Consider the following 14,165-nt stretch of genomic DNA (forward strand, 5'->3'; position numbering starts at 1 on the left):
TTTGGCGTCTAGAAGAAGCCCAGCCTCTTCGGCGAGTACGACACCAGAAGATTCTTCGTCTGCTGGTAGTGGTCCAGCATCATCTTGTGGGTCTCGCGGCCGATGCCCGAGCCCTTGTAGCCGCCGAACGCGGCGTGGGCGGGGTACGCGTGGTAGCAGTTCGTCCAGACGCGGCCCGCCTGGATCGCACGGCCCGCTCGGTACGCCGTGTTGGCGTCCCGCGTCCACACACCGGCCCCCAGCCCGTACAGTGTGTCGTTGGCGATCTTGATCGCGTCGTCGAAGTCGTCGAACGACGTGACGGACACGACCGGCCCGAAGATCTCCTCCTGGAAGATCCGCATACGGTTGTGGCCCTCGAAGATCGTCGGCTGGACGTAGTAGCCGCCCTTCAATTCACCATCGTGCTCGATGCGTTCACCGCCCGTGAGGACCTTGGCCCCTTCCTGCCTGCCGATGTCCAGGTAGGAGAGGATCTTCTCCAACTGGTCGTTGGACGCCTGTGCCCCGATCATGGTGTCGGTGTCCAGCGGGTGCCCCGTCTTGATCTGCTCCGTGCGGGCCACGGCCGCCTCGAGGAACTCCGCGTAGTGCCCACGCTGCACCAGCGCCCGCGACGGGCACGTGCACACCTCGCCCTGGTTGAGCGCGAACATCGTGAACCCTTCGAGGGCCTTGTCGCGGAAGTCGTCGTTCGCCGACCACACGTCGTCGAAGAAGATGTTCGGCGACTTGCCGCCGAGTTCGAGCGTCACCGGTGTGATGTTCTCCGAGGCGTACTGCATGATCAGACGTCCGGTCGTCGTCTCACCCGTGAACGCCACCTTCGCCACCCGCGGGCTCGACGCCAGCGGCTTCCCCGCCTCCACCCCGAACCCGTTGACGATGTTCACAACGCCCGGCGGCAGCAGGTCCGCGACCAGGCTCAGCCACACATGGATGGACGCCGGAGTCTGCTCCGCCGGCTTGAGCACGACCGCGTTGCCCGCCGCCAGCGCCGGCGCCAGCTTCCACGTCGCCATGAGGATCGGGAAGTTCCACGGGATGATCTGCGCGACCACCCCCAGCGGCTCGTGGAAGTGGTACGCCACCGTGTCGTCGTCGAGCTCCGCCAGCGAACCCTCCTGCGCACGCACCACCCCCGCGAAGTACCGGAAGTGGTCGATGGCGAGCGGGATGTCGGCGGCCAGCGTCTCGCGCACCGGCTTGCCGTTCTCCCAGCTCTCGGCGACCGCCAGTTTCTCCAGGTTCGCCTCCATCCGGTCGGCGATCTTCCGCAGGATGTCCGAACGCTCCGTCACCGACGTACGACCCCAGCCGGGCGCGGCCGCGTGCGCCGCGTCCAGCGCCCGTTCCACGTCCTCACTCGTACCGCGCGCGATCTCCGTGAACGGCAGCCCGTTCACCGGACTCGGGTTCTCGAAGTACTGCCCGCGCGCCGGCGGCACGTACTCACCGCCGATGAAGTGGTCGTATCGCGCCTCGTAGGAGACGACCGCGCCATTCGTACCAGGTGCTGCGAAACGGGTCATGGAATACCTGCCTCCCCAGAAGCGCCACCCGCCGTTGGGCGGCTCTCGTGTGGAGGCTAGGAATCCGACGGTTGCAACGACGTTGCGCCGCGACCCGTGGCGAGGACACCTCCGGCCTCCCGCATGCAGCGCCGTCCCCTCCCCTCCCTCCCCCCTCCCCTCCGTCCAGTCCGCCCTTCCGTCCCGCCGTTCCTCAGGGACGTCTCCGCTGTGCCCATCCCTTCGGCGCCCTCAGCTCCCTCTCCAGTTCCCGCAACCGCGCGCGTACCGCCGGGGTGGGGCGTACGGCCGCGAGGGCGCGCCATACGTCAAGGTCATCCTCGCCCCAGGGCGCGTGTGCCCAGTCGGCCAGCAGGTCGGGATCGCGGCGGGCCATGAGAGCCGTGCGCAGCCCCTCGGCGAGCCTGTGACGCAGGCGGACGACCGCCGGGGCCTGCGAACCAGGCAGCAGCGGACCTGCGTACCCCGTCGCGGCCGACGTCACCGCACCCGTCTCCAACCTCCTCTCCACGACCGCCACATCGGACTCCACCGGAACCATGAGCCGATACGGACGCGAACCGAGCAACCCGGGGCCGAGCAGTCTGCGCAGCCTCGCCAGCTCGGCCCGCAACGTCACCGGCGTCACCGACTCGTCCTCATACAGGGCACAGAGCAACTCGTCACCGGAGAGCCCTTCCGGATGCAGGGCGAGCAGCACCAGGATCTCGCTGTGCCGTCGGCTGAGCCTCACCTTCCTTCCCGCCACCAGCAGTTGCGCCTCGTCCCGACCCAGGGCCGTCAGCTCCAGCGCGTCGGCAGGGGCGCCGGGCGGTGCGAGCAGGGCCAACTGGGACTCGGCGGCCCTAGCCACCGCCTGCACGAAACCGAGACTGTGCGGGTGTGCCAGCCGGTCGCCACCGGTGATGTCGATCGCGCCGAGCACCCGACCGGTGCGCGGATCGTGCACCGGCGCCGCCGCACACGTCCACGGCTGCACTTGCCGTATGAAGTGCTCAGCCGCGAACACCTGCACCGGCCGGTCGACGGCGACGGCCGTACCCGGCGCGTTGGTCCCGACCTCGGACTCCGCCCAGCGCGCCCCGGGCACGAAGTTCATCCCGTCCGCCCGGCGTCTGGTCGCCGGATGTCCCTCCACCCACAACAGCCTGCCCTGCGCGTCGCACACGGCCAGCAGATGCTCGCCGTCCGCCGCGAACGTGCCCAGCAATTCCCGGACCAGCGGCATCACCCTGGCGAGGGGATGCTCCGCGCGATAGGAACCGAGGTCACCGTCCGTCAGCTCCACACGCGCGGTGCCCTCCGGCCCGACGCCGGCTTTCGCGGAGCGCCGCCATGAATCGGCCACCACGGAACGGACCGGCTGGGCCACCGCGCCGCCCTGGGTGAACGCCTCGTGCGCACGGCGCAGCACCCGCACTCGCTCGACAGGGTCGGCTCCCGCCTCCAGAGCCACCCATGGATCGGTCAACTCGGCCTCCCGGCAGTCCGTGCATGGCAGGGTCCATCGTCAACCTCGTGCCCGCGCCCGACAAGCCGTCAGACGTACCCGGCGGTTCCGCCTTCACGGCCTCAGACGGCGTTGACCAGACGTATGTACCGGGCCCAGTCCCAGTGCGGCCCGGGATCGGTGTGGTCGGTGCCCGGCACCTCGTGGTGGCCGATGATGTGGTCGCGGTCCTTGGGGATGTCGTATCTGTCGCAGACTTCCGAGGCGAGGGCCGCCGACTGCTCGTACAGGGCGCCGGTGAAGTACTCGGGGCGCTCGACCCACCCTTCGTGTTCGATGCCGATGCTGCGTGCGTTGTAGTCCCAGTTGCCCGCGTGCCAGGCGATGTCCCGTTCACGGACGCACTGGGTGACTCTGCCGTCGGCCGATCGCAGGACGTAGTGCGCGGAGACCTGCTTCGCCGGGTCCCAGAAGACGGGCATCGTGTTCTTGTAGGTCGTCTGCGTCACATGAATGATCACCAGGTCGACGGGGTGGCTCGTCGGGCGGTCCGCCGCCGTGTAGTTGGCCTCGCTCGCCGGCTCCCACAGGGCGAACGCGTGGTCCACGGGCGCTGGGTGGGCATCCGCGCGAGGACTCGGGAGCAACGCGTAGGGGATCGCGGCGAAAGCGGTGCCTTTCAGCAGCCGCCGCCTGCTCGGCAACGCTTCGGCTCGCTCCATGGGGTCTGCCTTTCAGAGGGGGCTGAATCCGAACTGCGGGGAGGGGCGCCCGTGTGTGAGACGCATCCGCAGGTCGAACGGCTGCGCCTCACGTGATTCACGGTACGGCGATCAGCCCGTGCGCCGTCGAGGCGTGGGAAAAACGGTGGAAAAGCAAGCCGTTGTGGACAACTCCGCCACCCTCAGGGGTGAGATGGCCGTGACCGCCCGCGACTGGAGGACTGCTCCTCCCTCTTCGGCGCACCCGCGCACTGTGCGCGTAACGCCCGGGGACCTCTGCGGTTACGCCCGCACCCCGACTGTCGCCGGGTCGTCGAGCACCGCCCGCACCACCGAATGGGCCGCGCCCAGCAACGGTCCCTCGGAGCCGAGGCGCGACACGGTCACGGCGCACGCGGGCCCCGCTGTCCGCCGGGCCAGCTCACGTTCCAGTGACGGGACGAGCCAGGGTGCGAGAGCGGCCAGAGCACCGCCCAGGACCACCGTCTCGGGGTCCAGCAGATTGACCGCGCCGGTCAGCGCGATACCCAGCGCGGTACCGGCGCCGCGCAGCGCCCGGCGTACCTCCTGGTCCCCGGCGGCGGCCCGCTCGGCGAGCTGCTCCACCCGGTCCTCGCCCGGCTCCAGCCCGGCCGCACGCAGCACGGCCTCCTCGCCGGCGTACTGCTCGAGACAGCCACGCCCCCCGCACGCGCACTGCGGGCCCTCCGGCCGTACGGGGACATGGCCCAGCTCGCCCGCGAAGCCGCGGGTGCCTCGCAGCAGTCGGCCGTCCACGACCACCGCGCCACCGATACCGATCTCCGCGGAGACATGCAGGAAGTCGCGTGGCGTCGCGGCGCCGAGCCAGAGCTCGGCGAGGCCGCCGAAATTGGCCTCGTTGTCGACGGTCAGCGCCAGACCGTCGGGGAGCAGTGCACCGAGGTCCGTGTCCTGCCAGTCGAGGTTGGGGGCACGCACCACGGTGCGGGCGTCCCGCGCCACCAGTCCGGGCACGGCGACCGCGAGGCCCGCCGCCCACAGTCCCTCCTTCTCGGCCTCGGCGACGACCTGCCGTACGAGCGCCGTCAGCTCGTCGATCACCGGCTCGGGGGAGCGGCCGCGGTTGGTCCCCTGCCGCACCGCACGCGCGCGTACCGCGCCGCGCAGGTCCACCGCGCACACCGCGAGATGATCGACGCCGATCTCGGCGCCGATCCCGGCGGGACCGCGTCCGCTGAGAGCGAGCGCCGAACCGGGACGGCCGACCCGGCCGGGACGCTCCGGACCCAGTTCCTCCAGGAGCCCCGCCCGGATCAGCTCGTCCACCAGCGTGGACACGGCAGCCCGGGTGAGGCCGATGTGCGACGCCACCGCCGCGCGGGAGAGCGGGCCCTCGGCGTTGACGGTGTGCATCACCCGGGAGAGGTTGCGGCGACGCATGCCCTGCTGGGTGTCGGGCAGGCGGCGGCCGGGACTGCTCGGGTGCGCCTCGTGCAGCGGTGCGGTCATACCTCCCCCGGTTCCTCTCGACGTGTCGTGGCTGATGCCCCTCAGATCATGCCGGAAGCGTATCTCCCCACTTCAGGCGCCCCTTGCCCGGTCAGCGGCCGCCCGGCTCGCGCTCCAGCAGCGGCGCCGCGTCGGAGAGTACCCCCGAGATCCTGGCCAGCGTCTCCACGTCCCGCTCCACCGCCTCCAGTACCGGCCCGCGCGTGGTGTCCCAGCGGCGGGCGACCGCGGCCGGGTCCTCGCCGGTGAGCAGCCCCGCGGCCTGCGCGGCAGCGCCCAGCGCGACCAGTTCCTTCGCCTCGGGGACCTGCACCGCACGCCCCGACAGCCGTCGCACGGTCTGCTGCCAGGCCGTACCCCGCGCGCCGCCGCCGATCAGCAGCAGCGGAGCCGCAGGGTCCGCGTCCGCGTCGAGCACCAGGTCGAGGGCGCCGAGCAGGGAGTGCACGGCACCGTCGTACGCGGCCTGGAGGAGCTGTCCGCCGGTCGTGTCGTGCCGCAGGCCGTGCAGGAGACCGGAGGCGTGGGGGAGGGCCGGGGTGCGTTCGCCGTCCAGGTAGGGGAGGAGGGTGACGCCCGTGCCGGGCTCCACGGCCTCGCGGTCCAGGCCCAACAGGGCGGCGACGCGGTCGACGGCCTGGGTGCAGTTCAGGGTGCAGGCCAGCGGCAGCCAGTCCCCGTGGGCGTCCGCGAAGCCCGCCACCGTGCCGGTCGGGTCGGCCGGGCGGTGTTTCGACACGGCGTACACCGTGCCGGACGTGCCGAGGCTCAGCACCGGCGTGCCGGGCCGCAGGCCGAGACCCAGCGCGGCGGCCGCGTTGTCCCCGGTGCCCGGGGCGACGAGGGTGCCCTTCGCGAACGGCAGGTCGTGGGCGTCCCGCACGGTGCCGGCGACCTCGCCGGGCCGGACCACACGGGGCAGCAAGGCCAGGTCCAGCCCCACATGGGCGAGGACTTCCTCGTCGTACGCCTCCGTCCCGGAAGCCCACCAGCCGGTGCCGGAGGCGTCACCGCGGTCGGTGGTGCCCTGGCCCGTGAGGCGCTCGGTCAGATAGTCGTGCGGCAGCCGGACGGCAGCGGTGGCGCGGACCGCCTCGGGCTCGTTCTCGGCGAGCCAGGCCCACTTCGTGACGGTGAAGGACGTGCCGGGGACGCTTCCGGTGCGCTCGGCCCAGGCCTTCGGGCCGCCCAGTTCCGCCACCAGCCGACGCACCTGCGGTGCGGAACGCACGTCGTTCCACAGCAGCGCGGGGCGCACAGGATCGCCCTGGGCGTCGAGCGTGACCAGTCCGTGCTGCTGACCGCCGATCGACACCGCCGCGGCCTCCCGGGCGGGCTCACCGCACTGGCGCAACGCCTCGCACAGCGCGTCCCACCACTGCCGCGGATCGCTCTCCCGGCCCGCGCCGGACGACACCGTGTGCGGGGCCTGCCCGCTCGCCACCACCCGTCCGGTGGACGCGTCGACGACCAGGGCCTTGGTGGACTGTGTGGACGAGTCCACACCGACGACGAGTGGACCCTCGGCTGCTGACATCGGGCTCTCCCTCTCACACGGGCTCGTGACTGCCGCCGACGCGGCTGACGCGTCCGGCGGGCGACATCTTGTCTTCCCGGGGACGCGTCCGCATACTAATTTGTAAATCGCCATGACGAAATAGTCGGAGCGCAAGGAGCCGCGGCATGAACTACCAGCCCACCCCCGAGGACAGGTTCACCTTCGGCCTGTGGACCGTCGGCTGGCAGGGAAGGGACCCGTTCGGCGACGCCACCCGGCGTGCCCTCGACCCTGTCGAGACGGTGCAGCGTCTGGCCGAACTGGGCGCCTACGGCGTGACCTTCCACGACGACGACCTGATCCCCTTCGGATCCTCGGACAGTGCGCGCGAGGAGCACATCAAGCGCTTCCGCGCCGCCCTGGACACCACCGGCATGACCGTGCCGATGGCCACCACCAACCTGTTCACGCACCCCGTCTTCAAGGACGGCGCCTTCACCGCCAACGACCGGGACGTCCGCCGCTACGCGCTGCGCAAGACGATCCGCAACATCGACCTGGCGGTCGAGCTCGGCGCCAAGATCTACGTCGCCTGGGGCGGCCGTGAGGGCGCCGAGTCCGGTGCAGCCAAGGACGTGCGCGTGGCGCTCGACCGCATGAAGGAGGCCTTCGACCTCCTGGGCGAATACGTCACCTCCCAGGGCTACGACCTGAAGTTCGCCATCGAGCCCAAGCCGAACGAGCCGCGCGGCGACATCCTGCTCCCCACGGTCGGTCACGCCCTGGCCTTCATCGAGCGCCTGGAGCGCCCGGAGCTGTACGGCGTGAACCCCGAGGTCGGCCACGAGCAGATGGCCGGGCTGAACTTCCCGCACGGCATCGCGCAGGCCCTGTGGGCGGGCAAGCTCTTCCACATCGACCTCAACGGCCAGTCCGGCATCAAGTACGACCAGGACCTGCGCTTCGGCGCCGGCGACCTCCGCTCGGCCTTCTGGCTGGTCGACCTCCTGGAGAGCGCCGGTTACGCGGGCCCGAAGCACTTCGACTTCAAGCCGCCGCGCACCGAGGACTTCGACGGGGTGTGGGCGTCGGCCGCGGGCTGCATGCGCAACTACCTCATCCTGAAGGAGCGTGCCACGGCCTTCCGCGCCGACCCGCAGGTCCAGGAGGCCCTGCGCGCGGCCCGCCTGGACCAGCTGGCCCAGCCGACCGCCGCCGACGGTCTGCAGGCGCTGCTCGCGGACCCCACCGCGTTCGAGGACTTCGACGCGGAGGCCGCCGCGGCCCGCGGTATGGCCTTCGAGCAGCTCGACCAGCTCGCGATGGACCACCTGCTGGGTGCCCGCGGCTGATCACGCGCGCGTGAACGAGGCCCCCGCCGCCCGGGGCGGCGGGGGCCTGCCGCCGTTCCGGGCGGCGGGTTCGGCCCGACTCTCGGGAGTGGCGGTTACCTTGCCGAGGCCCGCGCAGGTCTCCGACACGCTCACGCCTCGCAGACGCGCTCACGCCTCGGGGTCGACCGAGGCCAGTGCCGTCGCCGGATCGTGGGCGGCCGGGCCCGCCGGTGCCCAGCGGCCCCGCTCCTTGCGGTACGGCCACCAGCGGCCGTCCCGTCCGAGGCGCAGCTGGGCGGAGCCGCCGACCACGGTCCAGCGGTTGTGGGCGGGGCGCAACCGTGGCCGTTCGTCGTCGTCCCAGGCCACTTCCAGGGCGGCACACGCGCGTGCGAGCGGTTCCGCCGGGACGGTCCACTCCTCGTCGAGGACGGCGAGCCCGGCCGCGCCGCCGTACCGCCAGGCGCGGACCGCGAGCGCCAGCCCTTCCCGGCCACGCCCGGAGCCCTCCGCGAGCCGTGCCGCCACGCTCGGCTCCGGGGCGCCGGCGGCCAGGCGCACGGCGTCCTGATCCGGCGTGGGTTCTGCCGCGACAGCCTGCTGATCATGTCCGTCGCGCAGGGCCTCGGCCAGCAGCCTGTGGGCCTCCTGCGCGGTCCGGGCCGCCAGGAACTCCAACGCGCCCGGGTCGACGCCGGGCCCTGGCGGCACCTCGGTGTCGAGGGACGGCGGCAGACCGGGCTCCGCGGGCAGCCCGGGCGGCTCCGGGAGCGGAGGCAGGATGTCGCCGGCCGCGTACGCCTCGGCGGCGTCCAGGCCGTCCTGGGGGCTCTCCGGTGCGCTCCGCCCGTCGGCCACGGGGGCGGCACTGCGGAGCTGGAGTTCGTCCAGCAGCGCCCGCTCGGCGCGGCCCCGCATCAGCAGCAGGACGAACGGATCCTGGTCCAGCAGTCGCGTCACCTGGTAGCAGAGCGCCGCGGTGTGCCCGCAGTGGTCCCAGGCGCCGCAGTCGCACTCCGCCTCCAGGTCTCCGAGCCCGGGCAGCAGGTCGACCCCGGCCGTCGCCGCGTCCTCGACGAGATGCGGCGGCATCTCACGGTCGAGCAGGGCGGCGATGTGCCCCGACCGCTCCGCGGCCATCCCGAGGAAACGGGCCCAGTGCTCCTCGGACAGTTCCTGGAGCAGGACATCGGCGCGATGGATCGTGCCGTCCGGGTCCCGGACCACGGCGGTAACCCGTCCGGGGCGCACCGCCACGGCTCCCACAGCTCCCGCGCGCGCGAGTCTGCGCCCCTCCTTGAGCTGACCCGCGTCCAGTGCCGCGTCCTCCAGCGCTTTCAGCCAGGCCCGGCCCCACCACGTCTGCGCGAATCCACGCCCGTACACCGGCGCGAGCGCGGCGAACGTGCGTTCCTCGTCCGGTCCGCTGCGTTCCGTCATCGTGCGTCCCCTCGCAGTTCCACCAGGTCGGCCAGTTCGGCGTCGGACAGCTCGGTGAGGGCCGTGTCGCCGGAACCGAGCACCGCCTCGGCCAACGCACGCTTGCGGACCAGCATGTCCGCGATGCGGTCCTCGATCGTTCCCTCCGTGATCAGCCGGTGCACCTGCACCGGCCGCGTCTGACCGATGCGGTACGCCCGGTCGGTCGCCTGGGCCTCGACGGCGGGGTTCCACCAGCGGTCGTAGTGCACGACGTGCTCGGCGCGCGTCAGGTTCAGGCCGGTGCCGGCGGCCTTCAGGGACAGCAGGAAGACGGGCACTCCTCCCTCCTGGAAGCTCTCGACCATCGCCTCGCGCTCCGGGATCGGTGTGCCGCCGTGCAGGAACCGTGTCGGAACGCCACGCGCTGCGAGATGGCGCTCCAGGAGCCGCGCCATCCCCACGTACTGCGTGAACACCAGAACGCTCGCCCCCTCGGAGAGGATGGTGTCCAGCAGTTCGTCCAGCAGTTCCAACTTCCCCGACCTGCCGGCGATCCATGGCCGCTCCTCCTTGAGGAACTGGGCCGGGTGATTGCAGATCTGTTTGAGGCCGGTGAGCAGCTTCACGATCAGCCCGCGCCGTTCCATGCCGTCGGCCCGGGCGATCTCCGCCATCGTCTCGCGGACCAAGGCCTCGTACAGGCCCACCTGTTCCCTGGTCAACGACACGGCGCGGTCCGTCTCGGTCTTCGGCGGCAGTTCCGGGGCGATGCCCGGATCCGACTTGCGGCGCCGCAGCAGGAACGGCCGTACGAGACGGGCGAGCCGCTCCGCCGCGGCGGGGTCGCGGCTGCCCTCGACGGCCTGCGCGTACCGGGTGCGGAAGGTGCCGAGCCTGCCGAGGAGCCCCGGGGTCGTCCAGTCGAGGATCGCCCACAGCTCTGACAGGTTGTTCTCCACCGGAGTGCCTGTGAGCGCCACACGCGCGCGTGCCCCGATGGAGCGCAGCTCCTTCGCCGTGGCCGAGTACGGGTTCTTCACATGCTGCGCCTCGTCCGCGACGACCATGCCCCAGGGGACGTCGCCGAGCCGAGGCGCGTCGAGCCGCATCGTGCCGTACGTGGTCAGGACGACCTCTCCGTCCGCCAGCCCGTCCAGGGTGCGTCGGGCGCCGTGGAAGCGGCGCACCGGAACGCCGGGCGCGAACTTCTCGATCTCGCGCTGCCAGTTGCCCATCAGGGAGGCCGGGCAGACCACGAGCGTGGGGCCGGCGGAGGAGGCGTCGGACTGCCTGTGCAGATGCAGGGCGATCAGGGTGATCGTCTTGCCGAGCCCCATGTCGTCCGCGAGGCAGCCGCCGAGCCCCAGCGAGGTCATCCGGGCCAGCCAGCCGAGGCCCCGCAACTGGTAGTCGCGCAGGGTCGCGGCGAGCCCCGACGGCTGCCCGACCGGTACCTGCCCCTCCGGGTCCGACAGCCGCTCCCGCACAGTGGCCAGCCAGCCCGTGGGCCGCACGTCGACCATCCGGCCGTCGATCTCGGTGGAGCCCGTGAGGGCGGCGCCGAGCGCGTGGACCGGGGACACCCTGTGGTCCCGCTGCGCGCGGGCACGGCGGATCTCCTCCGGGTCGACGAGGACCCACTGGTCGCGCAGGCGCACCATCGGGCGGTTCGCCTCCGCCAGCGCGTCCAGCTCCTCGCGCGTCAGCCGCTGGTCGCCCAGGGAGAACCGCCAGTCGAAGGCGAGCAACGCGTCGGCCGACAGGAACGACGGAGCGCCGGAGGCGGACCCGCCGGAACCGGTCGTGGCGGGGCTGCCCGTACCGGCCTTCTTTTCGTCGTGCTTTTCGTCGTCCTGTTCGTCGTCCGGCGGACCGATGACCGCGCGGGCGGTCAACGTGCGTGCCAGCTCCTTGGGCCAGTGCACGTCGACGCCTGTGGCGGCCAGTGTCCGGGCCCCCTCGCCCAGGAGGTCGGTGATCTCCTCGTCGGCGAGATCCACCGCGTCCGGTACCGCCGCCGACAGCAGCGGGCTGAGCGGGGCCCAGGCGCGAGCCGCGCGGCGCAGCGCGAGCAGGGCGTCCATCCGCGCGCGCGGGCCGAACGCCTCGACGCCGGCCCACACGGCGGAGGCGTCCGCGACCAGCGACGGATCGCTGACGCTGTGCACCTGGAGGACGGCCCGGAACGACAACCCGGTCTCGTCCGGGTCGGCCGAGGCCAGTCCGGGGACCTCCAGGCGCAGTGACAGACGGACCCCCGCGTCGTGACCGGCGGCGACATCGGCGGCCCAGGCGCGCTGCTCGGGCACCGACCGCGGCTCCCGTGCCGCGAAGGCAGAGCCGCCCGCCGCGAGGGCGGCGGCGGGGGAGCGCGGCAGCGAGTCGGCGACCGCGTCGAGGAACGCGCGCAGCAGCCGCTCGGGGTCCGGTAGACGCAGCGGCGAGGTGTGGTCGACGGGCACGGCATGTGCCTCCGGCGGCATCGCCGCCGCCAGCTCGCGGACCCGTTCCAGGTCCTCCGCCCGCAGAGGGCCGATCCGCCAGGCGTCATGGCCCGCCGCGGTCACACCGGGCAACAGAAGTCCGCGCGCGACGAGTTGCAGGGCCATGACGGCGGCGGTACCCCAGAAGACGGTCGACCGGTCGGCGTCCGCCGTCGCACGCGCGCGTGTGAGGACCGGCAGGGCGGCGCTCACCGGGAGCGACACGACGGGAACCGTCAGCAGCTCGACACCCGTCTCGCCGGGCACGACGACTGCCGACTCCCCGGCCAAGCCCACTGCGACGGGCGGCGGTGCCGCGCCGTAAGGGCGCCGGAAGACGAAATGGCCAGTGCGTGCCGGGTCGTCGGGCACGAAAGCGGCGTGACAGCGGGACAGCTCGGAGACATCGGCAGGGGACGCCGCGAGATTCATCGGCACAGTGATGCTGAACTCCTCAAATTTGACTACCGCACTGAGAATCGCCGACAGTACCTCACTTCAAACGTGCCGGGAGTGCGATCAGAGGTGACGCCGGTCACGGGGTGGGGGTGATGCCGAGAAAGGTCGAAGGCATCTCGGGGTTGCGCCGGGGGCGGAGTCAGGGTTGCGTCAGGGTCGTGGTCCGGAACTGCGGGGAGCGGGAACCCGTTTTCAGGACAGAGAGCGGCAGTGGGCCGCGAAGGAGGCGACGGAGATGTCGAAGAGCACGAAGATCGTCGCGGGGGGTGCGGCCATCGGGATCGTCCTGCTGTTCCTGTTGCCGTTCCCGTTCTGGGCCAATCTCCTGATAGTCCTGGGGATCCCCACGGCCGCGTACCTGACACTCGACCCCTCGCAGCGACGCAGGCTGCGCCGGGTCGGCCGCAAGGAGCTCGGACGCTGAGGTGTCACCGGCCCGCTGCCGGGCCGGTGACACGCGGCGGAGTCCGGGGCGAGCTCGCACTCAGTTGGGGCGTACCGCGATCTTGTCGAGGGACTCCAGAAGTCCGGGCAGTTCCTCGCCCCGCCCCACCGGGAGCACTTCCCCCGGTTCGTCGTCGAGAAGGACGAAGGCGATGTCGTCGGTCCGGGCCACCATCGACCACCCCGGGCCGTCGGCACGAAGGGTCCGCGCGTCGCCCGGAGCGAACGACGAGCGCACACGTCCGAGGGGCGGCGGCGACTCGACGTAGGCGCGTGCCTCGGCGAGGACTCGGCGGATGCCCGAGCGGACGCCGCCCTCGTCGCGGCCGGACTCGGCGGCGTCCGCGGCTGCCGCCGCGCTCGCGCCGTTCTGTCCCGTGAAGGCGGAGTCGTCGATCTGCGCCCGCCAGGTGCTCCACTGAAGCGCGATCTCATCGGCGCCCAGGCGTCGCTGTGCGGGACCCCAGACCGTGGTGTCCGGCGGGCTCAGCGGCGGCAGGTCGGAGACCTCCGGGTCCGGGTCGTGCGGAGCCGGCACACCGGGAGCGGCCACGGCCACCGCGAGGGGCCAGCCGGGCAGCGCGGCCACCATGGAGTCCTCGTCGGGCGACAGGTCGTACTCCATGCCGCAGTCCCACGAGGCGATGGCCACGGCCACCAGTGACACGTCGTCCACCACGACCGTCCACCGGGCGCCGTCGCCGTCCTGGCCCAGGACGATCCCGTATCCGTCGGCGAGCGGGGCGAGACCGAGCGCCGCGCAGGCCTCGGGGTAGTCGTCGCCCAGCACGCTGGGGAAGTTCGCGGGCGTGAGCAGCACCGCCGTCAGCACATACAGTGCGTCGTCGTCCCCGGCGGCGACGGCGTCATCGTCCGTCCCGGCCATGCCGGCCTCCCATTGGTCTCGCTCGTCCGTCGGCGCACCCTAATGCGCCCGGCGGGCCCTTGTCACGAGAGTGAAACCCACGCAGAGCTGCGGTTCCGGCCGGACAGGGGCGAATCGACCGGTGCTTCTCGCCCCTTCAGGCGGCGGGCAGCCCCAGAAGCGACCGCGCCACCGTCTGCGGCGACTCGTCCCGCTCGCGCGCCAGCGCTATGACCGCACGACACGCCAGCTCGCTCACCCCGAACGACAGCGCCTCGGGTGACACCCAGGTCACGGTCTCGTCGATCCGGTCCTGGTCGTCGTCGGCACACGCAGAGATGTAGGCGGCCGCCGCCTCGAACAGGTTGTGCGTGCGCTTTTCCTCCTGCGAGGTCGTCCTGGTGCGCGTCGAGTCGAGGAGTCTGTCGAAGGACTTACGGAGCCTGTCGAACACAAGGGACACCT

General features: G+C 72.0%; 11 protein-coding genes. 2 read left to right on the forward strand and 9 right to left on the reverse strand.

Features of this window, described 5'->3' with window-relative positions; translation table 11 throughout:
* Window positions 1-8 precede the first annotated feature (8 nt).
* The 5 genes from adh to xylB form a co-directional block, all read right to left on the reverse strand.
* On the reverse strand, window positions 9-1,532 hold the full coding sequence (gene adh / locus SMA5143A_RS24320) for an aldehyde dehydrogenase (protein ID WP_107464973.1): 1,524 nt from the start codon (window positions 1,530-1,532) through the stop codon (window positions 9-11).
* 193 nt (window positions 1,533-1,725) lie between these two features.
* Window positions 1,726-3,003 carry a GAF domain-containing protein gene (locus SMA5143A_RS24325; RefSeq protein ID WP_181361994.1) on the reverse strand — a complete coding sequence of 426 codons (1,278 nt, stop codon included), beginning with the start codon at window positions 3,001-3,003 and terminating at the stop codon, window positions 1,726-1,728.
* Window positions 3,004-3,104: 101 nt separating this feature from the next.
* On the reverse strand, window positions 3,105-3,704 hold the full coding sequence (locus SMA5143A_RS24330) for an N-acetylmuramoyl-L-alanine amidase (RefSeq protein ID WP_107464975.1): 600 nt from the start codon (window positions 3,702-3,704) through the stop codon (window positions 3,105-3,107).
* A gap of 282 nt (window positions 3,705-3,986) precedes the next feature.
* Window positions 3,987-5,195, reverse strand: a complete 1,209-nt coding sequence (locus SMA5143A_RS24335; RefSeq protein ID WP_107464976.1) for an ROK family transcriptional regulator — start codon at window positions 5,193-5,195, stop codon at window positions 3,987-3,989.
* A gap of 91 nt (window positions 5,196-5,286) precedes the next feature.
* Complete coding sequence (gene xylB / locus SMA5143A_RS24340) at window positions 5,287-6,732, reverse strand: xylulokinase (protein ID WP_107464977.1); 1,446 nt, start codon at window positions 6,730-6,732, stop codon at window positions 5,287-5,289.
* Between the two features lie 146 nt (window positions 6,733-6,878).
* Between xylB and xylA the strand changes: the two genes are divergently transcribed.
* Window positions 6,879-8,045, forward strand: a complete 1,167-nt coding sequence (gene xylA, locus SMA5143A_RS24345) for a xylose isomerase (protein ID WP_107464978.1) — start codon at window positions 6,879-6,881, stop codon at window positions 8,043-8,045.
* 150 nt (window positions 8,046-8,195) lie between these two features.
* On the opposite strand, the gene SMA5143A_RS24350 is transcribed toward xylA, so the two are convergent.
* Window positions 8,196-9,467: an SWF or SNF family helicase gene (locus SMA5143A_RS24350; protein WP_107464979.1), complete on the reverse strand. Its 1,272-nt coding sequence runs from the start codon at window positions 9,465-9,467 to the stop codon at window positions 8,196-8,198.
* Entirely contained in the window at window positions 9,464-12,364 is a 2,901-nt protein-coding gene (locus SMA5143A_RS24355) for a DEAD/DEAH box helicase (protein ID WP_107464980.1), read from the reverse strand. The genes SMA5143A_RS24350 and SMA5143A_RS24355 overlap by 4 nt, the downstream gene beginning before the upstream one ends.
* A gap of 262 nt (window positions 12,365-12,626) precedes the next feature.
* On the opposite strand from SMA5143A_RS24355, the gene SMA5143A_RS24360 reads away from it, so the two are divergent.
* Window positions 12,627-12,815 carry a hypothetical protein gene (locus SMA5143A_RS24360; RefSeq protein WP_055521015.1) on the forward strand — a complete coding sequence of 63 codons (189 nt, stop codon included), beginning with the start codon at window positions 12,627-12,629 and terminating at the stop codon, window positions 12,813-12,815.
* A 60-nt stretch (window positions 12,816-12,875) separates the two neighbouring features.
* On the opposite strand, the gene SMA5143A_RS24365 is transcribed toward SMA5143A_RS24360, so the two are convergent.
* On the reverse strand, window positions 12,876-13,721 hold the full coding sequence (locus tag SMA5143A_RS24365; RefSeq protein ID WP_107464981.1) for a hypothetical protein: 846 nt from the start codon (window positions 13,719-13,721) through the stop codon (window positions 12,876-12,878).
* Window positions 13,722-13,857: 136 nt separating this feature from the next.
* Window positions 13,858-14,154: a hypothetical protein gene (locus SMA5143A_RS24370; RefSeq protein ID WP_107465082.1), complete on the reverse strand. Its 297-nt coding sequence runs from the start codon at window positions 14,152-14,154 to the stop codon at window positions 13,858-13,860.
* Window positions 14,155-14,165 lie beyond the last annotated feature (11 nt).

Source organism: Streptomyces sp. MA5143a (genome assembly GCF_900290235.1).
Lineage (GTDB): Bacteria > Actinomycetota > Actinomycetes > Streptomycetales > Streptomycetaceae > Streptomyces.

Coding starts and splice junctions, on each gene's coding strand:
- adh (WP_107464973.1), bottom strand. CDS start 1,532: ATGACCCGTTTCGCAGCACCTGGTACGAATGGCGCGGTCGTCTCCTAC.
- SMA5143A_RS24330 (WP_107464975.1), bottom strand. CDS start 3,704: ATGGAGCGAGCCGAAGCGTTGCCGAGCAGGCGGCGGCTGCTGAAAGGC.
- SMA5143A_RS24335 (WP_107464976.1), bottom strand. CDS start 5,195: ATGACCGCACCGCTGCACGAGGCGCACCCGAGCAGTCCCGGCCGCCGC.
- xylB (WP_107464977.1), bottom strand. CDS start 6,732: ATGTCAGCAGCCGAGGGTCCACTCGTCGTCGGTGTGGACTCGTCCACA.
- xylA (WP_107464978.1), top strand. CDS start 6,879: ATGAACTACCAGCCCACCCCCGAGGACAGGTTCACCTTCGGCCTGTGG.
- SMA5143A_RS24350 (WP_107464979.1), bottom strand. CDS start 9,467: ATGACGGAACGCAGCGGACCGGACGAGGAACGCACGTTCGCCGCGCTC.
- SMA5143A_RS24355 (WP_107464980.1), bottom strand. CDS start 12,364: ATGAATCTCGCGGCGTCCCCTGCCGATGTCTCCGAGCTGTCCCGCTGT.
- SMA5143A_RS24360 (WP_055521015.1), top strand. CDS start 12,627: ATGTCGAAGAGCACGAAGATCGTCGCGGGGGGTGCGGCCATCGGGATC.
- SMA5143A_RS24365 (WP_107464981.1), bottom strand. CDS start 13,721: ATGGCCGGGACGGACGATGACGCCGTCGCCGCCGGGGACGACGACGCA.